The sequence below is a fragment of the Comamonas sp. JUb58 genome (genome assembly GCF_004364775.1).
GTDB lineage: Bacteria > Pseudomonadota > Gammaproteobacteria > Burkholderiales > Burkholderiaceae_C > Comamonas.
Window position 1 is genome coordinate 133059 of record NZ_SOAL01000008.1, and the last position, 18563, is coordinate 151621.

The window sequence follows — 18563 nt, forward strand, 5'->3', positions numbered from 1 at the left end:
TGCGCTGCAGCCTCGTGCCAGAGGGCCTGTAAGCCAAGCCTCAGGCGGCCTCGATCACCACCAGCCAGCCGCGCTGGTATACGCGCACGGTGATCGGCAAGGTCGCTGCCAGCGCATCAAAGGCGCGGTCGCTGTCGTCCAGCGCATAGTTGCCATACACCCGCAGCGCAGCGGCCTGGGGGCTGATGCGGATAAAGCCCCGGCGGTAGGCGCGCAGCGCCTGCACCACCTCGCCCAGGGGCTGGTTGTGCACTTCGAGCATGCCGCGCTGCCAGGCGGCTTCGGCCTGCGGGTTGCGGTCATCGGTCTCGATGGACATGCTGTCAAAGCGCGCGCTATGGCCTTCCTCCAGCACCTGGCTGGCACCGGCCTCGGTTGTCAGGCGCGTGGCGTGCTCCAGCATGCCGACGCGGGTGTAGGTCGCTTCCAGCCGTACAGAAAAACGGGTGCCCAGCGCCTGGGTGCGGCCATGCCGGCTCAGCACCTCAAAAGGTGCCAGGCCGTCGCTGGCGGGCCGGGCCTGCACCAGCAGCGCACCCTGGCGCAGCTTGACCTGGCGGCGGCCCTCAGAAAAGTCCAGGTCGACTGCAGAGCGGGCATCCAGCAGCAGCTCGCTGCCATCGGGCAAGCTGAAGGCATGGCGCTCTCCCGTGCTCGTGCGCAGATCAGCCGTGATATGGCGCCAGGGCGTTTGGCGGTCCGCCAGCAGCAGCGCGCCGGCTGAGACACCGCCCAGGGCCAGTGCACCGCTCAGCATTCGCCGCCGGCTGCTGCCCCGGCGCTGGGCATGGGCCAGCGCCTGGCCCATGACATCGCCCATGGGGGGCGCGGCATCCTGGGGGCTGACCAGGGCACGGGCCGCGCCAAACTGCGCATGCAGACTGCCGCTAAGGCGTTGCCAAGTGGCCTGGTGCTGGGGATGGGCGGCCAGCCAGGCGCGGTGGCGGGCCTGGTCGGCCTCTGTCATGGCGCCCGAGTGGAACTGGACCAGCCAGTCCACCGCCGCCTCGCTGACCGGGTCCAGCCGGGGTTCGATCGGCGCGCCCATCAGGCGCTCAGGCCATCGGTCAGTGCACGCGCTGCCGGACGTGCGGGCGGGGTGATGCCCGCATCCTGCCGCGCCAGGGCCAGCGCAATGCGGCGAAAGCCCTCGGCCATATGACGCCGCACAGTGCTGTGCGAGATACCCAGTCGCTCGGCGATGGCTTCATAACCCAGGCCATCGAGCTGGCTCAGCAAAAAGGCCTGCTGTGCAGCCAGCGGCAGGCCATCGAGTGCATGGGCGACATGGGCCAGTGTTTCCTGCAGCACGGCCAGCTCCTCGGGCGAGGGCATCAGCGGCTCAGGCTGGGCGCCCAAGGCCTCCAGGTAGCTGCGCTCCAGATCGCGGCGGCGCCAGTGGTTGATCAGCAGCCGCTTGGCAATGGTGGTCAGAAACGCACGCGGCTCACGGATCGCATCAGCGGGTGTTGTGCTGGTCAACACGCAAACAAAGGTGTCGGCCGCCATGTCCTGCGCATCGGCCGCATTGCCCAGCCGGTGCTGCAGGCGCTGCTGCAGCCATTGGTGGTGACCGGTGTAGAGAAGCTGGACGTCGGAAGTGGCAGACATGGAGGGCGCTAGGAAACAGCCGGATAAACCGATGCATTTGAGAATTATTCTCATTTTAAAACTGTTTCCATACGTGTGTAAAAGTACCTCTGCGTTTTGGGCGTTGTTATACAGCGACAGTCCCAGCGGCCCGCGCAAGCTGCCTATGCAAAGACCGCCCTGAAGGCGGTCTGTGTGGAGTTGCTTTGGGGTGAGCGATAGGGACCCTCTGCAGAACCCTCGCCTAGTGGCATGGACGTGGATCGGGACGAGACGCAAGGCGTCTTTTGCAGTCAATAGCGAGCTATTGACAAGGAAGACAACGCAGCGGATCGCCCGAGACCGCGTTCAGGACAAGGCAGGGAGTTTTGCAGAGGGTACCTAGGCCCATGCTGGCTTAAATTCCCCCGCCGTTGCCACCCCCACTGTTGCCGCCATTGCCATTGCCACCGCTGCCCCCGCCACTGCAGCCGCTCAGAACAATCGCGCAGGAGGCGCCGACCGCCAAGGTTTGCCCTGCCGTGCAGGTGGAGCCCTCGGCGAGGCTGCCTTGGGTCAGTGTGAGGCCCAAGGTCAACGGACCACTTGTATTGTTGGTCAGCGTGTTGCTGGTATCGCTCAGGCTCAGGCTGCCGCCTGCTGGATTGCTCAGGCTGGCCGCAGCGGCCACCGCCTGGCTGGTCAACCAAGCGCCCGAGCAGGCGCCCACCACCAGGGCTGCACCAAGCAGCGCCGACAGGTGCTGGCCCGCCGCCGCCTTGCGCATGCGCCATGCCAGGCCACCAGCCAAAGCCAGGCTCAGCCCCATGACCCCCATGCCCGTCAAACCCGGCACTGCCGAGGGCGTGTTCAGCACCACGGGCAGGTAGTTCACATCCACCTGGCAAGCCGCCAACTGCGCCTGTGCCATGCCGGAGGACAAAAGCGCTGCCAGACCGCCAAGACAGGCGAGTGGTTTGTAGCGCATGGTGCTGGAGAAAAACGTCATAGAAGCCCCCTTGAGATGCTGCAAAAGGTAACATAACTTTGCCGAAAAATGCAGGCGTTGACATTTGATAATTATTGGCAGAATGCCATGCTCACGGCATCTATGTCGCGGTTGGAGGCCCTTGTGTTTCTGCGCACAGACCTGTCTCTGTTGTGGTTTTCAAGATGTTTTGATAGTCATTCCTTATATCAATTTTTGGGTGGTGTATATCTCAATGACAGGCTCTATCGCTGAAGTCGCTAACGTCGAGGGATGCGCTGCAAAACCCTCGCCAAGCGGGATGGACGCGGATCGCCCGAGCCGCGTTCAGACCACGGCAGGGAGTTTTGCAGAGGGTCCTTAGCCGTAGAACCATCGTTTCGGCCCCACGGCACTCTTTCTGAAGACAGCGCATTGATTGAGCAGAATAGGATCCTCTTATCCACTGCAGCGATGCAGTTCCTTTCATCCACCAACAGGAGTCATCCCATGAAAATCAGCGCACGCAATGTCTTGAGCGGCACCGTCATCTCCATCACACGCGGCCCCGTCTCTACCGAAGTCGTGCTGGAAATCGCACCTGGCGTGCAGATTGCCTCCAGCATCACCACCAACTCGGCCGATGCGCTGAAGCTGAAAGAGGGCGCCAAGGCTTATGGTGTGATCAAAGCCTCGTCGGTGATGATTGGCGTGGACGAGTAATAGCTAATTAGGCCGAGGCCAGGAACGCGTTGACCAGGTTCTTGTGGGCCTAGCTCAGCAGCGGCCCAACACCGATGTGGCACAAAGCTGGCCTAAAAACGGCGCCAGGATGACGCCGGGGTGCGCCACCAAGGCGAACAAGCCGTCGATCTCTCCCACATAAGCGCAGAGCGGCTCGCCGTCCGTCGTCATCGGGCGCTGCGCGGCGGCGATGGAGATCAGAGCTGGCGCCACCGTAAGCCCCAACAGATGCGCAATGGCGTCAGCGCTGCGTGCAGCCAGACCGGGGAAACCGCTTTCGGCATTGGCCGGGTAGTCCGCCGTGGACACCAGCCCACCGCCCAGCGATGGCCGAAGCTCCATGTCGTCTGCACAGAGAAGGTGGCGAAGGCCATGGGCCTCCGTGCGAAACCTCAGCACCACGGCAGGCGATGGGTGGATCGGAAGATGTACACCGGCTGTCGATGCAAGTGCTTGTGCACCCAAGCCATTGGCAAGCACCACGGTGTCGGCTGTGAGCCTTTGCCCGCCCACGCTGAGGCCCGACACGCGGCTGCCAGTGACCTCGACGGCATCGACCGTTCCCTGAAGAATGCTGGCGCCAAAGTCTTGCGCGCCTGCCAACAGCTGACGTGCAAAGGCGGCGGGCTCCAGTGCGAAATCGTCGGGGGCCCAGGCGGCAAGTGGCGGTGCCTCGGCGAGCATTGGCTCCTTGTCGCTGATCTGGGCGCGAAGCAGCCGCTCCATGCGCGTGCCGGCCGACTGGTGCTCCGCAATCATCGCTGCCGTTTCCTCTTCATTCGACAGCCAAAGCAGTGCACCGCGCGTTGCGATCGGCAAGGGGCCGAGCTGGCCTTCTAGAGCGGCGAACGCCTCCAAGGCCTTGAGCCTCAGCGCGAATGCGGCTGGGTTGTCTGAAGGGTTGCTTGCGCTGGCTCCCACCCAGCCGAAGGAGGAGGCGGTCGCCGTGCTGCGGCTATCAGGATCGCTCTCGACCAAGGTCACTGCAGCGCCGGCTTTGGCGAGGTTCCAAGCTGCCGACGCACCCATGACGCCACCGCCCACCACAATGACTTTGGCGCGACCTGGGATGGATGGGGAATATGAGTTCAATAAAGGCGTAGGGGTGGAAGTCATGGAAGGTGGGGAGGATGCCAAGCCAGATCTCGCTTCGTGCAGCGCTGGCGCAAGATGCAGGGAGCAGGCATCATCGCTTGGATATTTGCAAAGTCTTCAACCGCACATGCTACTCGCCTCGGTGCTCTTGCACCATGCGTACGGCACGCTCGCGTACCTCGGGTGAAAACTTGTTTGACTTCGTTATGGCTCAACCCTCTCAGAGTGTTGAGCCTCTTCCAAACCGGGGCGATTCAAAAGCGGCTTTACCCGCTTGCCGCTAAGCTCGTTATGAGTGTTGCTGGCCGAAGAAAGCAGCTTTAGGTTGTCTGTGCGGGTTATAGCCCCAGTTCGGTGAGTCCTGGGTGGTCGTCAGGACGACGCCCAAGTGGCCAGTGGAATTTGCGATCCGATTCTTTGATGGGCATGTCGTTGATACAAGCGTAGCGACGGCGCATCAGGCCATCAGCCTCAAATTCCCAATTTTCGTTCCCGTACGAGCGGAACCAATTTCCTGCATCGTCATGCCATTCATACGCATACCGAACGGCAATACGGTTGCCCTCATGCAACCAAAGCTCTTTGATGAGCCGATAGTCCAGCTCCTTCTTCCACTTTCTCTCTAGGAAGGCCTGTGCCTCCGCTCTACTGTGCGCGAATTCAGCGCGGTTTCGCCACTGGGTGTCCAGCGTATAAGCCATTGCCACCTTGGCTGCATCCCGGGTGTTCCAGCCGTCTTCGGCCAATCGCACCTTTTGGATGGCGGTTTCTCGGGTAAAGGGGGGAAGGGGTGGGCGCGTTTCCATGGTCTGAGCTCTTTCAAAATGAATGTAGAACGATCTGTCTACATGGGCAATACTAGCGCATGTGGAACGATCTGTCTACAATGAATGCATGCCATCTGCAAAATTATCTTCAGACACCCTGCCTCCAAGAGAGCGCATCCTCGTCGCCGCCCATGCACTTTTCTACCAAGAGGGCATCCGAGCCACCGGCGTCGACAAAATCATCGAACAAGCTTCTGTTAGCAAGGTCACGTTCTATCGCCAATACCCCAGCAAAGATGAGTTGATTCGGGCTTACCTCGATTACCGACACCAAGGGTGGATTTTTTTGTTCAAGGGCAGCTTGGAGCACGAGTCCCGTGATGGAGCGAGCGCGACAGAGGCACTAATTCGTACTCTCAGGGGCTGGTTTAGTCAGACTCACTTTCGAGGCTGCGCTTTCCTGAATGCGGCTGCAGAGCTGGGGTCTACCGATCCCGGCATTCTGGAAGTTGTGCGTCAGCATAAAAAGGAGATGGCATGCGTTTTGGATGAGCTGTTCAACAGCCACGCTGAGACTGCGGGCCAGTCGCTTTCGCTGGCCGTAGATGGTGCCATCGTGCATGTACAGATGGGCCAGCCACTTGAGGAAGTACTTGGAAACCTCAGAGTCGTCGTCGAAAGTTTGGTCGCTAGGAAAGGCTGCGTATGATTCCGACAGCTAAGCTGGTCATGGGTCCTTGCAGGCCGAGGCGCCCACTGAGCATTGAGTGACCCCTACTGACCGACTGACGACGGCTCGCCCCCATTGACTGCCAAGTCTGAACCGGACGCTCAAGGCGCGGCCCACAAGGTCGGCTGTGTGGTGCTGCATTCACAAGGGGACAGGCCCGGCTTCGGCCATAAGCAGAGATTGAATACGACGTTGAACAAGCTTTCACTTGACGAGTTGCAAGAGAGTGCCAAAGTGGCAACTTACATCGCTTTGGAGTCTCGACGAAGACTCCCGCCAACGGTGCCAATTACGCTCGGAACAATATAGGAGGACACCTGTATAGTTTTCGAGCTTTACGTGGTGCAAGAGCGTCCACTAGACGCAATTGTTCTCACACGCGCCAGAGTCAACATTTTTGAAGGACGTATCGAAGCGATGAATGTGTTCGACGAGGCGATAGACAAAGTCCTCGCGGAAGCTTCAAAGTAAAGACCGCTTAGGGTCGCAAGCCGTCATGGGAACGAGCTCAGCCAGCTGGCCAGATGCGTAGGATCTTTGCCCTAGCTGACATCGAGCAGTCCATTCTCAGAGCACGCTTGGATTGGCCTCTAGGATCTTTGCAAGAGTATGAGAATGGCTGGATCAACCGTTCTCACTGATTCTGTAAATGTCCTTGATCTACAAAGACACGAATTTGCAAGATCAATGAGACCCTAGCGCATCCTCCGGCCCAATAGGCGGCATAGCCGGGCTTGAATGGCTGGCCCGCAAGGGCTGCAGCAGCAATGCAAAGTGACTGCATCGGCCTGCTGTGGCGGTGGCTTGGCTTACACTCATCCGCACCTTTTCCAGCGAAGTGCGATCCCCCGTGACTACCCAACACCTGATTTCTGAAGCCGAACTGCGGGCATCGGCGGCCGAGGCGGCCCATCAACCGCGTTGCGCGGATTGCGCGCCATTGTGGCGACCGGGTTGGGAGTCCATTTCTGGCGCAGTGAGCGTCGACCATCTTGCGCCGCTTGGCGTCTTGGGCACCGAGGAGTCGTGGGAGCGCCTGGACGAGTTCCATCCCGATGGCACCAATCTGTGGTCCCCGGATGCACCCATCGCCCTGGGTTGGCACCCCTACACGCGTAGCAGCTTGTGGCGGTGCGCGCAGTGTTCGGGGGCGTTTCTGCGCTACACGGAGTACGGTGGCTATTACGTGGAAGAGCGCATACGGCCCTTGTTGGCGGATTTGATTGTGAATCCCTGAGCATCTTGGAAAGGTAGCAGGGCTGAATTAGCCATCCTCAGGTTTTGCCAGAGGATCTACTAAAAATTCCGAATTGTGCATCTGCAGCGAAATCATTCCAATAGAGCCCTCTAAAGGCGTTCTATGAATGATTCGATTTTCTTCTACGCAATGCTCACCGCCACCTTCCTCTTTGCAGGAATGGTCAAGGGCGTCACGGGCATGGGGCTGCCTACGGTGGCGATGGGGTTGCTGGGCATGGTGATGCCGCCGTCCATGGCGGCATCGATTTTGCTGGTGCCATCGTTTGTGACCAATGTCTGGCAGCTCTTTTCTGGCGGCGCCATTGGCGGGTTGGTGCGCCGCCTTTGGCCCATGCTGGTCGCCATTGTGCTGGGGACGGTGGGAGGGTCGGCACTCTTGGTGCGCATTGACCCGACCTGGTCCGGCTTTGCACTGGGCTCCGCGTTGATCGTCTACGCCCTCTATGCCCTGTTTGCGCCCGCGCTGTCCATTCCGCGCTCTCTCGAAAAATGGCTGTCACCGGTGGTCGGCCTCATCACCGGCGTGGTGACCGGGGCGACCGGTGTTTTTGTGATGCCAGCCGTTCCTTATCTTGGCGCCTTGGGGCTGGAGAAGGATGAGCTGGTTCAGGCATTGGGGCTGTCTTTTACCGTTTCGACTATCGCGCTTGCCCTGGGTTTGCTGGCGAATGATGCGTTTCGCTTGAACCAGTTGGGCCTGTCGTCGCTGAGCGTGCTACCTGCCTTGCTTGGCATGTGGCTCGGCTCCTTGATCAGAGCGCGTATCAGCCCCAAGCGTTTTCGGCAGTGCTTCCTGGTCTTCCTGGTGGTGCTGGGTGTGGAGCTGGCTTCGCGGCCGTTCCTGTAAAACGCAGTGACACGGGCCAGACCTTATTTCATCCGGTCATCCGACACCGCCTCCGGCAGCCGCTGCAAGCCTTGCTGGAACCAGCCAATCCGCTCGGTCTGCCGCACATCCAGCGCAGGTACATAGGGCTTGATGTCCAGCACTGGCGTGCCATCGAGCATGTCGTTGCCGCTGAAGTGCAGCGCGCATCCCTCCACCCGCAGCAGCCGCACAATCGACAGCCCCAGTCGGTTGGGCCGAGCGGGGGAGCGGGTGGCGAAGACGCCATGGCTTTGGGTGTCCATAAAGGGCACGACTTCCAGCTTTTCGCTGGCCTGGTGCAGCTGGGTCAGCAAGATCAGGTAGTCGAAATGTTCGATATCGCGCAGCCCGGGCGCAAAGGCCTCGAACACTTCCACATGGCCGGTCACGTCGGCGGCGGCCACCGTCTGGATGGGCATGCCGGTGGTGGATGTGAAGGGGCTGTGGATGCGGCCGATGGGCTGCAGGCAGATGGTGTTTGGCATCAAGGGGGCCTTGTAGGCAAGTGGAGGGTGGGATATCGCTGCGCTGCCCATGCATGAACCAAGTACCGGTCGCTAAACCAGAATGATTGATAGGTCCTGCGGCTGCCGACTCCGACGCTAACCCTAAATTGGCATAGCGCTATTCCAAAATATAATAGCGGTTTATACACATAAAACGAGGAGAGACCCATGCCAGCGACCACCACCTTCTTGCGCCGCCCATCCTGGAGCTTTGGTATGCGCCGCATGCTGCTGCTGGGACTGGCAGGCGCTGCGGTCACCTTGTCGGCCTGCGGAGGCGGTGGTAGCGATGCCGATCGGGGGCCGACCACCTTGTCGGTATCGGCGGATTTGAATGGCCTGTATTGGGACAAGAGCGAGAGCCGCCTGTTTGTGAGCGATGAGAAAGCCAACACCATCCGGGTATGGGAAGGTGGCACCCAGTTTGCGCAGTACGCGGCCTTGCCCACGGCACCGGCCAGCGGCTCGACCCTGGGCCAGGTCACACGCGGCAAGGATGGCACCGTCTATGTGACGCGCTTTGGCTTTGGCACGGATGGCGCGGTGGCCGCCGTGCCCAAGAGCGGCACGGCCTACAACCTGACTGGTACCGACAGCCTGCGCCGCCGTATCGGCATCACGCCGACGCCCGATGGCTCGCTGCTGGACGGCTGGTTCATCAAGGGCGGCGCCGGTGCCGTGAGCGAGCTCAAGATCAGCGGCACCGCTGCCACCGAGACCGAGCTGATCACCGGCTTTGGCAAGCCCGTGGGCCTGGCCGTGGTGGGCGATGCGGTGTATGTGAGCGACCAGAACAGCGGTCAGGTGCTGTCCTTCTCGCTGGCCAAGCTGCGTGCTGCGCCTGCGACCGTGGCCGATGGCAAGCTGATCGCCACGTTCAGCAGCGCGGATGGCATTGACCTGATGACCGCTGCCACGGACGGCAGCCTGTTCTTTGGCGGCTCGGGCGGCAAGCTGTTCCGCGTCAGCCCCAAGGGCGATATCAGCGTGCTGGCCAGCGGCTGGCCCAAGATCCGTGGCGTTGCCTATGACGAGAAGAACCGTCGCCTGTTTGTGGGCGTGGTGGCGGCCGATGCAGCCAGCCAGTCGAGCGTGCGCATCGTGCCTATCGACTAAGAAATGTAGGAGGAGAAGGGAAGGCCAGGCTGGGGAGGCCTGGCCTTTTTTTATGGGCCGCTGAGGATGACTCCCGTGTTTATTGCAGCCCTTCGGTATCCAGCGCCCTGCGCACTGCCGGCCGGGCACGCATGCGCAGGTACCAGGCCTTGAGGTTCTCCAGCCCATCGAAGCGGATATTGGCCTGGTAGGTGGGGGCCAGCCAGTCCGCCTGTCCCCATTGGGTCAAGGCATACAGGTAGGCATCGGCCACCGCGTAGTGGCCCATCAGGTAGTCGCGGCCAGCCAGTTGTGCATCAATCCAGGCATAGCGCTTTTCCAGCTTGGGTTTGGCGGTCTCCAGGCCATAGGGGCCGGCCAGACGGGCGTAGAGCAGGGGGATAAAGCCCTTGTGGATTTCTGAAGTCAGAAAGCTCAGCCACTCCTGCAGGCGGTAACGGTCGATGCTGCCAGCGGCAGGCGCCAGGCCCGCTAGGGGTTGCAGATCAGCCAGGTACTGCAGGATGGCTGGGCCTTCGCGCAGCAGGGTGCCGTCTTCCAGCTCCAACAGCGGAACATAGCCAAAGGGGCTGAGCGCCAGAAAATCGCGACCGTCTTCGGTCCGATGGGTCTTGTGGTCCACCTTGACCAGCCTGATGTCCAGCCCCAGTTCGTTGGCGATGATGTGGGGTGCCAGCGAGCAGGCGGCCGGAATGTAGTAGAGCTTCATGTGCAGTTTTCAAATAGCGTGAATGGTTGCCTCACCCTGTGAAAGGGGACACATGCTATTTTTCATCACTAGCACTAAAAAAGATAGAAGGCAGAATAATGTCATATAGGTACATTTTTTATACCTATTGGCTGATAATGCGCAGTACAGCCCCTGGCGAATGCAAGGGGGCGCACCTCAGCCGGGACTGCGTTGCAGCCGCTTGAGGGGCATTGCATCAGCGGGCCAAAGACGGGAGATGGCATGAAAGAGAACATGAGCGGCTGCTCCGTGGAGGAGGCCATGCGCTTGCTGGGCGGCCGTTGGCGGCTCTTGCTGGTGTCCTACCTGATGGAAGGCCCCAAGCGTTTCAACGATCTGCGGCGCGATGTACCCGGGATTTCGCAGCGCATGCTGACGCTGGACCTGCGTGCGCTTGAAGAGGCCGGCCTGGTCAAGCGCACCGTCTACCCGACCTCGCCCGTCAAAGTGGAATACAGCTTGAGCGAAGACGGTTTGCGATTGCTGCCGGTGGTGGAGGTGATGAAAACCTTTGGCCTGTGGCTGAAGGCACGGGATGCGGGTGAAGCGGGTGAGGAAGTGGCGGTAGTGCCAGCGTCCAAGGCAGCCGTCAAGCCGCGCCGGGCAGCCCGCACTGCGCAAAAAACCAACTCTTGAAACGGCTCAGCGCGCTGTCGCTGGCCTTGTCCTCGCGGTAGGCCAGGTAGTGGCGTGATTCTTCCAGCACCAGCTCTTCGGGCACGGGGCGCACCAGCAGGTTCTGCTCGACCAGGTGCGAGACCAGCTGGTTGAAACCCAGTGCCACGCCCTGGCCGTTCAGCACCATCTGGATGAGCAGGTTGTAGTCATTGGCATTGAAGAAGTGGGCGCCATTTTTCTGGCGGTCGTCTAGGTCCAGGCGGTAGATGGCCAGCCACACGCTCCAGTCCACATGCTCGGCCACCTGTGAGCGGCCATAGGGGCTCAGGTTCAGCAGTACGCCGTGGCGCAGGCCTTCCAGGGTCTGGATCTCCGGGTGCGCCTGCAGGTAGCCGGGGGTGCAGACCGGGTAGATGCGGTCATGGAACAGCGGCATGCTGACATAGCCATCGCGCAGCCGCGACATCTTGGTGATGAAGATATCGGGGTGGATGCCCGGCTCCAGCGACAGAAAGTTCTGGCTGGTCACCAGGTCCAGGTCGATATCGGGGTGGGCGCTGAAAAAGCTGGGCAGCCGGTGCGCCATCCACAAGGCCGAGAAGGCCGGCGAGCAGCACACGGTCAGGCTGCGCCGGGCGTTGTTGCCATAGTCCTTGCGGATGCGCGATGCCGCCTGCGCGATGTTGATGAAGGACAACTGCGCCGCATCAAAAAAAATGGCCCCGGCCGTGGTCAGCCTGACCGAGCGCCCGACCCGTTCGAACAGCGGCGTGCCCAGGTGCTCTTCGAGCTCGCGGATCTGGCGGCTGATGGCGGCCTGGGTCACGCACAGGGTCTCGGCGGCACGCGTAAAGCTCTCGTGGCGGGCGGCGGCCACAAAGCACTTCACCGCTCGCAGCGAAGGCATCTTGAGCAAGGTCTGGTCGGTGCTGGGGTGCTGATTCATAACGCCATGTTATCAATTGCCCGGACGAAAAGTCGATTGTGCCCGGGGTGGCCAATGCCTAAACTTCAATCGCTCGGTAACGCATTATCTCCTTAAACCAGCCGATCTGTTTGATGGCCCTTATCCACCTTTGTCGGGCAGGGTACTGCTAAAACAATCTGCTGGTTTTTATGGATGGCGTGCCGGCATAAAAATAATCGCTTCCTTGGATAAAAAGGCTTTGATTTATTGCAGTGCTTGAATATCTGCAGTGATTCGGGCTTGGAAGCCGGAGACAACATGCCAAAGATAACTGTCACCCCGCAGGACGATGCCGCCTGCGGCTGGTACCACACGGCCCCTGCACGCCAGGCGCAAGCTGCCCACAGCGGCGACACCCACACCCGCTGGGCGGTGGTGGGCGCCGGGTTTACCGGCCTGGCCGCTGCACGCCAGCTGGCGCTGAATTTTCCGCAAGACGAGGTCGTGCTGATCGATGCGCAAGAGGTGGGCTTTGGCACCTCGGGCCGCAATGCCGGCTTTGCGATCGACCTGCCCCATGACATTGGCGCTGACGACTATATCGGCGACATTGCGATCGCCAAAAACACCCTCAAGCTCAACCGCATGGGCCAGGGCCAGCTCCATGCGCTGGTGCAGCAGCACCAGATTGACTGCCATATGCGCCCCAGCGGCAAGTACCAGGCAGCGGTGGAGGACCGGGGCATTGCGGTGCTGGAGGCCTACCGGCGCGGCCTGGACAAACTGGGCGAGCCTTATGAGGTGATTGCCGGCAAGGACCTGCCAGCGCGCATCGGCACCCATTTCTACCGCCAGGCGCTGTTCACCCCCGGCACCATGCTGCTGCAGCCCTCGGCCCTGGTCAAAGGCCTGGCCGACAGCCTGCCGCCCAATGTGACCCTGTACGAAAACACCGCCATCACCGAGGTGGACTACGGCAACCCCGTGGTGCTGCGCCATGCGCAGGGCTGCATCCAGGCCGACAAGCTGGTGCTGGCCAACAATGCCTTTGGCGCGCGCTTTGGGTTTTTGCAGCGCACGGTGCTGCCGATGTACCTGTATGCCAGCCTGAGCCGGCCGCTGACCGAGGCCGAGCAGCAGCAGCTGGGGGGCGAGGCCTTCTGGGGCGTGATCCCTGCCGACCCCTATGGCAGCACGGTGCGCCGCACGCATGACAACCGCATCCTCATGCGCAACAGCTTCAGCTTCAATCCGGGGCAGCAGTCCAAGCCGGCCTGCCTGGCGCGCTTTGCCCAGCAGCACCAGCAGTCCTTTGCGCGGCGGTTTCCGATGCTGCCAGACGTCAGCTTTGACTACACCTGGAGCGGATCACTGGCGCTGACCCGCAACCACAACGGCTTTTTTGGGCAACTGGCGCCCAACGTTTACGGCGCCCTGTTCTGCAATGGGCTGGGCGTCACGCGCGGCACCGTCACCGGCAGCCTGCTGGCCGACATGATCGCCGGCAAACGCCATGAACTGATTGACTTCTTGCTGGCCACCTCAGGTCCCAGCCAACTGCCACCCGAGCCCTTTTTGTCGATCGGCGTCAACGCCACCTTGTGGTGGGGCCAGCGCAAGGCGGGGCTGGAGAGCTGAGGCCACTGCGCCTTGGGGCCTGGAATCAGGGATGCCAATGATTTTTTAACCGGATTCAAAAATATCCGGCATGGATAGCCATATTCATGGGTTGATGTATTACTAAAAAAGGAGACGATATATCATGCAAAAGGAGAATATGTCCATCGAGGACGTGCCCTTGAATGGATTTCACCAGTTAATGACCTTGCGTTGTGGCGGAGGCTGGATTTTGGATGGCTATATTCTGAGTATTATCGGTGTGGCCATTGTGCAGTTTTCCGATTATCTGCACCTCGATTCCTTCTGGCAGGGCATGGTGGCGGCATCGGCCATGCTGGGCACCTTTTTCAGCGGCTTTCTGGGCGGCTGGCTCACCGACAAGATCGGCCGCCAGCGCCTGTTCTTTGTCGGGCCGCTGCTGTTCATCATCGGCTCGGTGGGCTCGTTCTGGGTCGAGTCGGGCACGGCGCTGTTCATCCTGCGGTTCTTGGTGGGCATGGGCGTGGGGCTGGAATACCCGGTCGCCGGCTCGCTGTTGGCCGAATTCTTGCCACAAAAGAACCGGGGCCCACGCCTGGCGGGCCTGACCATCCTCTGGTTTGTGGGCGCTGCGCTGTCCTATATCGTTGGCAACTTCATCCTGGCGCACAGCGGGCCTGACGGCTGGCGCATGGTGCTGGCCAGCTCGGCCGTGCTGGGCGCCTTGCTGATGCTGGTGCGCCTGGGCACGCCGGAATCGCCCCGCTGGCTGATGAACAAGGGCCGCTTTGACGAGGCCGACCAGGTCATCAAAAAGGTCTACGGCCCGGGCTTCTCTTTGGCCAATATGCCGGCCCAGGCCTCGGAGCAGAAGGTGTCGCTGGGCAACCTGCTGCACTCGGGCTATGGCAAGCGCATGCTGTTTGTCATCGTGTTCTGGACGGCTGCCGTGGTCCCCATGTTTGCCGTCTACTCCTTTGCACCAGTGGTGCTGCAGGCACTCAACCTCAAGGGCAACTGGGCCTCCTATGGCTCGGTGCTGATCACCTTGCTGTTTGTCGTGGGCTGCGTCATCGCCACGCGCCTGATCGACACCATGGGCCGCCGCCCGCTGATCATCCACAGCTTTCTCTGGTCCAGCCTGGCGCTGCTGGGGCTGGGCGCGTTCTCCAGCGGGTCGGAGGTGGTAGTGCTGCTGCTGTTTGGCGCCTACGCGCTGTTTATCGGCGGCGCCCAGGTGCTGGAGCTGGTCTACCCCAATGAGCTGTTTCCCACCGAGATCCGCGCCTTTGCCGTGGGTGTGGGCTCGTCGATGACACGGGTGGGTTCGGCCATTGGCACCTGGCTGGTGCCCGCCTCGCTGGCCAGCTTTGGCATCGGCCACACCATGTATGCGGCGGCTGCTGTGTCCTTCATCGGCCTGGTGGCATCGGTGCTGCTGGCGCCGGAAACCCGTGCCATGAGCCTCGAAGAGGCGGCATCCCTCAAACGCTGACCTGCTGGGCCGCTGCGGGTACTGCGGCGGCCCGGATCCCTTCCACCTTTTATTCACCCAACCGAGACCACCATGACCTTCGAAGGCATCTACACCCCCGCGATCACGCCCCTGTGCGCCGATGGCGCCATCGACAAAGCCGCATTCAGCCAGGTGCTGGAGCACCTGATCGACGCTGGCGTGCACGGCATCATCATTGCCGGCTCCACCGGTGAGTACTACGCCCACAGCACGCAGGAGCGCCTGGACCTGGCCACCTACGCCAAAGAGGTGATTGGCAGCCGCACCCAGCTCATCATCGGCACCGGTGCTGTGCGCACCGAGGAATCGGTGGAATACGCCAAGCTGGCCAAGGCGATCAAGGCCGATGCCATCCTGGTGGGCACGCCCCCGTATGCGCTGCCGACCGAGGCAGAGAACGCCGCCCATGCGCTGGCCATCGATGCCGCCGCTGGCCTGCCGGTGATGCTCTACAACTACCCCGGCCGCATGGGCATGTCCATGGGCCGCGAGTTCTTCCGGATCGTGACCCAGGCCTCGAAGAACTTTGTCGCGATCAAGGAAAGCTCGGGCCAGACCGGCCAACTCCACATGCTGGCCTGCGAGTTTCCGCAGATCGGCCTGTCCTGCGGCTGGGACGACCAGGCGCTGGAGTTCTTTGCCTGGGGCGCGCGCAGCTGGGTCTGCGCCGGCTCCAACTTCATCCCGCGCGAGCACATTGCGCTGTACCAGGCCTGCGTGGTCGAGAAGGATTTTGACAAGGGCCGCCGCATCATGACCGCGCTGATGCCGTTGATGGATTTCCTCGAAGGCGGCAAGTTTGTGCAGGCCATCAAGCATGGCTGCGAGCTGATCGGCCTGCATGCCGGTGGCGTGCGCGCGCCGCTGCAAGGCTTGAACGACGAAGAAAAGCAGGGCCTGCAAGCCGTGCTCAGCAAGCTCCAGCGCGATGTTGCCGCCATCACCGGAGGCCAGCAATAATGGCCGCCCCTTTGCTGACCGCCGACCAGTACGCCGAACTGGCCCACAGCATCACGCTGCCCACCCAGGCCTTTGTGGATGGCGCATTCCGCCCCGCCTTGTCGGGCCAGACCTTTGAGACCACCAACCCGGCCACCGGCCAGCTGCTGGCCCAGATCGCCGCCTGCAATGCCGACGATGTGGACCTGGCAGTGGCTGCGGCCAAGGCCGCCTTTGAGGATGGCCGCTGGAGCCGCCTGTCGCCCAACGAGCGCAAGCACATCTTGCTGCGCTTTGCCGACCTGCTGGAGCAGCACGCCCATGAACTGGCCGTGATGGAAACGCTGGACAGCGGCAAACCCATCCGCGAATGCCAGAACACCGATGTGCCTGAGGCCATCCACACCATCCGCTGGCATGCCGAGCTGATCGACAAGATCTACGACCACACGGCGCCGGTGGGTGCCAATGCGCTGGCCCTGGTGGTGCGCGAGCCGATTGGCGTGGTCGGCCTGGTGTTGCCCTGGAACTTTCCGCTGCTGATGCTGGCTTGGAAGATTGGCCCCTCGCTGGCAGCGGGCTGCTCCATCGTCGTCAAGCCCGCCAAGGAAACCACCTTGACCGCCTTGCGCGTGGCCGAGCTGGCCCACCAGGCGGGGGTGCCTGCAGGCGTGTTCAATGTGCTGCCCGGTGGCGGCCGCGATGTGGGCGCGCCGCTGGGCCGCCACCGCGATGTGACCATGGTGAGCTTTACCGGATCGACCGACACTGGCCGCCTGTTCCTACAGTACGCGGCCGAGTCCAATCTCAAGCGCGTGGTGCTGGAGTGCGGCGGCAAGAACCCGGCCGTGGTGCTGCGCGATGTGCAGGACCTGGCCGCTGCCGCCCAGCACATTGTGGCCGGCGCCTTCTGGAACATGGGCGAGAACTGCTCGGCCTCGTCGCGCCTGATCGTGCACGAGGACATCAAGGTCGACCTGCTGGCCCACATCGGCGAGCAGATGCGCGCCTGGAAGATGGGCGACCCGCTGGACCCGGACAACCGCCTGGGTGCGATGGTGAGCAAAGCGCATTTCGACAAAGTCAGCTCTTACTTTGCGCAGGCCCAGGCCGAAAAGCTGCCCGTGGCTTTTGGTGGCGAGACGGAGCAGGGCGTCTATGTGCAGCCCACCGTGGTCGATGGCGTGGGCCCGGACAGCCGCCTGTTCCAGGAAGAGATCTTTGGTCCCATCCTGGCGGTGACGAGCTTCCGCACCGTGGACGAGGCGATTGCGCTAGCCAACGATTCCGTCTATGGCCTCGCTGCCTCGGTCTACACCGATGATCTGCGCCAGGCCATCAAGGTCTCGCGTGCCATCCATGCCGGCGTGGTCACCGTCAACTGCTTTGGCGAGGGCGATATCACCACGCCGTTTGGCGGCTACAAGGAATCGGGCTTTGGCGGCCGCGACAAATCCCAGTGGGCGCATGACCAGTACACCGAGATGAAAACCATCTGGATCGACGCACAGGACTGATGCGCCAGCGACAATAGGCACGGTGCCCGGCCAAGCATGGCTGGGCGCCGTGCCTTCAACTTCTGAACAACCATGCAAAACAAGAACAAGGCCACCCTGATCGGCCTCGTGGCCGTGCTTTTATGGAGCGCCATCGTCGGCCTGATCCGCAGTGTGAGCGAGCATTTTGGTGCCACTGGCGGCGCGGCGCTGATGTACAGCCTGGCGTCGGTCTTCCTGCTGCTGACGGTCGGCGGTGCGCGGCCACGCCAGCTGCGCAGCTTTCCCCGCCAGTACCTGGTCTGGGGCAGCCTGCTGTTTGTGGTCTATGAGCTCTGCCTGTCGCTGTCCATCGGCTACGCCAACACGGCGCAGCAGGCCATTGAGGTGGGTATGGTCAACTACCTCTGGCCGACCTTCACCATCGTCGCGGCCATTCTGTTCAACCGCCAGCGCAGCAATTTTCTGATCGTGCCGGGTTTTCTGCTGTCCATCGTCGGCATCTGCTGGGTGCTGGGCGGAGAGCAGGGCTTTGACATTGGCGGCATGCTGCACAACGTGCGCGACAACCCGCTGAGCTATGGCCTGGCCTTTGCCGGCGCGCTGATCTGGGCGGCCTATTGCACGGTCACGGCCCGCATTGCCCATGGCAAGAATGGCGTGACCCTGTTCTTTATCCTCGTGTCCATCACCCTCTGGGCCAAGTACCTGCTGGGTGGCGGCGGCGCCATGCACTTCAGCGGTGAGGCCATCATCTACCTGGTGCTGGCCGCTGCCGCCATGGGCTTTGGCTACGGCGCCTGGAACTACGGCATCCTGCACGGCCATGTCACCGTGCTGGCGGGCGCATCCTACTTCATCCCCGTGCTGTCGGCGGCGCTGTCCACCGTGCTGCTGCGCGCGCCGCTGTCGCTGGCGTTTTGGCAAGGCGCGGCGATGGTGTGCGGGGGCGCCATTCTGTGCTGGCTGGCCACGCGGGCACCGGGCGCGGCCAAGGCCAAGCAGGGCTGATGGGGTGGCGCGCTTCGTACGCTCGCACTCGCTAAGAGTCGCTAACACGGCCCAGCAAACCGAAGGTTTGCGGTTGAGACTAGGCGTCCCCGACTAGGCGCCAAGCCGCAGGCAGTACAGACGTA

Annotated in this window: 19 protein-coding genes; 11 read left to right on the top strand and 8 right to left on the bottom strand. The window is 61.9% G+C overall.

What is annotated here, in order from left to right; all coding sequences use genetic code 11:
• Window positions 1–40: 40 nt before the first annotated feature.
• The 3 genes from EDF71_RS10525 to EDF71_RS10535 form a co-directional block, all read right to left on the bottom strand.
• Window positions 41–1048, bottom strand: a complete 1008-nt coding sequence (locus EDF71_RS10525) for a FecR domain-containing protein (protein WP_208301028.1) — start codon at window positions 1046–1048, stop codon at window positions 41–43.
• Window positions 1048–1611, bottom strand: coding sequence for a sigma-70 family RNA polymerase sigma factor (locus tag EDF71_RS10530; RefSeq protein ID WP_133856535.1), 564 nt, complete (start codon window positions 1609–1611; stop codon window positions 1048–1050). Before EDF71_RS10530 ends, EDF71_RS10525 begins: the two co-directional genes overlap by 1 nt.
• Window positions 1612–1987: 376 nt before the next feature.
• Complete coding sequence (locus EDF71_RS10535; protein ID WP_133856536.1) at window positions 1988–2578, bottom strand: midcut-by-XrtH protein; 591 nt, start codon at window positions 2576–2578, stop codon at window positions 1988–1990.
• Between the two features lie 468 nt (window positions 2579–3046).
• Between EDF71_RS10535 and EDF71_RS10540 the strand changes: the two genes are divergently transcribed.
• Window positions 3047–3259, top strand: coding sequence for a molybdopterin-binding protein (locus EDF71_RS10540; protein WP_133856537.1), 213 nt, complete (start codon window positions 3047–3049; stop codon window positions 3257–3259).
• Window positions 3260–3313: 54 nt separating this feature from the next.
• On the opposite strand, the gene EDF71_RS10545 is transcribed toward EDF71_RS10540, so the two are convergent.
• On the bottom strand, window positions 3314–4396 hold the full coding sequence (locus EDF71_RS10545; protein ID WP_133856538.1) for an FAD-binding oxidoreductase: 1083 nt from the start codon (window positions 4394–4396) through the stop codon (window positions 3314–3316).
• A gap of 317 nt (window positions 4397–4713) precedes the next feature.
• Window positions 4714–5181: a nuclear transport factor 2 family protein gene (locus EDF71_RS10550; RefSeq protein WP_133856539.1), complete on the bottom strand. Its 468-nt coding sequence runs from the start codon at window positions 5179–5181 to the stop codon at window positions 4714–4716.
• Window positions 5182–5269: 88 nt separating this feature from the next.
• Here EDF71_RS10550 and EDF71_RS10555 point away from each other — a divergent pair, with 88 nt between their 5' ends.
• The 3 genes from EDF71_RS10555 (at window position 5270) to EDF71_RS10565 (ending at window position 7979) form a co-directional block, all read left to right on the top strand.
• The gene (locus EDF71_RS10555) at window positions 5270–5851 is read left to right on the top strand and encodes a TetR/AcrR family transcriptional regulator (RefSeq protein ID WP_133856540.1); all 582 of its coding nucleotides are present in this window, start codon (window positions 5270–5272) and stop codon (window positions 5849–5851) included.
• Window positions 5852–6722: 871 nt separating this feature from the next.
• Entirely contained in the window at window positions 6723–7109 is a 387-nt protein-coding gene (locus tag EDF71_RS10560; RefSeq protein ID WP_133856541.1) for a hypothetical protein, read from the top strand.
• Between the two features lie 123 nt (window positions 7110–7232).
• Window positions 7233–7979 carry a sulfite exporter TauE/SafE family protein gene (locus EDF71_RS10565; RefSeq protein WP_133856542.1) on the top strand — a complete coding sequence of 249 codons (747 nt, stop codon included), beginning with the start codon at window positions 7233–7235 and terminating at the stop codon, window positions 7977–7979.
• Between the two features lie 23 nt (window positions 7980–8002).
• Here EDF71_RS10565 and tsaA read toward each other — a convergent pair whose 3' ends face one another.
• Window positions 8003–8485, bottom strand: a complete 483-nt coding sequence (gene tsaA, locus EDF71_RS10570; protein WP_133856543.1) for a tRNA (N6-threonylcarbamoyladenosine(37)-N6)-methyltransferase TrmO — start codon at window positions 8483–8485, stop codon at window positions 8003–8005.
• 189 nt (window positions 8486–8674) lie between these two features.
• Between tsaA and EDF71_RS10575 the strand changes: the two genes are divergently transcribed.
• On the top strand, window positions 8675–9622 hold the full coding sequence (locus tag EDF71_RS10575) for a hypothetical protein (RefSeq protein WP_133856544.1): 948 nt from the start codon (window positions 8675–8677) through the stop codon (window positions 9620–9622).
• A gap of 79 nt (window positions 9623–9701) precedes the next feature.
• Here EDF71_RS10575 and EDF71_RS10580 read toward each other — a convergent pair whose 3' ends face one another.
• Entirely contained in the window at window positions 9702–10331 is a 630-nt protein-coding gene (locus tag EDF71_RS10580) for a glutathione S-transferase N-terminal domain-containing protein (RefSeq protein ID WP_133856545.1), read from the bottom strand.
• A gap of 243 nt (window positions 10332–10574) precedes the next feature.
• Between EDF71_RS10580 and EDF71_RS10585 the strand changes: the two genes are divergently transcribed.
• A complete protein-coding gene (locus EDF71_RS10585; RefSeq protein WP_133856546.1) occupies window positions 10575–10988 on the top strand; it encodes a helix-turn-helix domain-containing protein in 414 nt (137 codons plus the stop codon).
• On the opposite strand, the gene EDF71_RS10590 is transcribed toward EDF71_RS10585, so the two are convergent.
• Window positions 10942–11916 (bottom strand): LysR substrate-binding domain-containing protein, encoded by a 975-nt coding sequence (locus EDF71_RS10590; protein ID WP_133856547.1) that lies wholly within the window; start codon window positions 11914–11916, stop codon window positions 10942–10944. The genes EDF71_RS10585 and EDF71_RS10590 overlap by 47 nt on opposite strands.
• A gap of 279 nt (window positions 11917–12195) precedes the next feature.
• Between EDF71_RS10590 and EDF71_RS10595 the strand changes: the two genes are divergently transcribed.
• The 5 genes from EDF71_RS10595 (at window position 12196) to yddG (ending at window position 18438) form a co-directional block, all read left to right on the top strand.
• Complete coding sequence (locus tag EDF71_RS10595; protein WP_133856548.1) at window positions 12196–13515, top strand: FAD-binding oxidoreductase; 1320 nt, start codon at window positions 12196–12198, stop codon at window positions 13513–13515.
• 124 nt (window positions 13516–13639) lie between these two features.
• Window positions 13640–14971, top strand: a complete 1332-nt coding sequence (locus EDF71_RS10600; RefSeq protein ID WP_133856549.1) for an MFS transporter — start codon at window positions 13640–13642, stop codon at window positions 14969–14971.
• Between the two features lie 72 nt (window positions 14972–15043).
• Window positions 15044–15952, top strand: coding sequence for a dihydrodipicolinate synthase family protein (locus EDF71_RS10605; RefSeq protein ID WP_133856550.1), 909 nt, complete (start codon window positions 15044–15046; stop codon window positions 15950–15952).
• Window positions 15952–17448, top strand: coding sequence for an aldehyde dehydrogenase (locus EDF71_RS10610; RefSeq protein WP_133856551.1), 1497 nt, complete (start codon window positions 15952–15954; stop codon window positions 17446–17448). Before EDF71_RS10605 ends, EDF71_RS10610 begins: the two co-directional genes overlap by 1 nt.
• 72 nt (window positions 17449–17520) lie before the next feature.
• On the top strand, window positions 17521–18438 hold the full coding sequence (gene yddG / locus EDF71_RS10615; RefSeq protein WP_133856552.1) for an aromatic amino acid DMT transporter YddG: 918 nt from the start codon (window positions 17521–17523) through the stop codon (window positions 18436–18438).
• Window positions 18439–18563 lie beyond the last annotated feature (125 nt).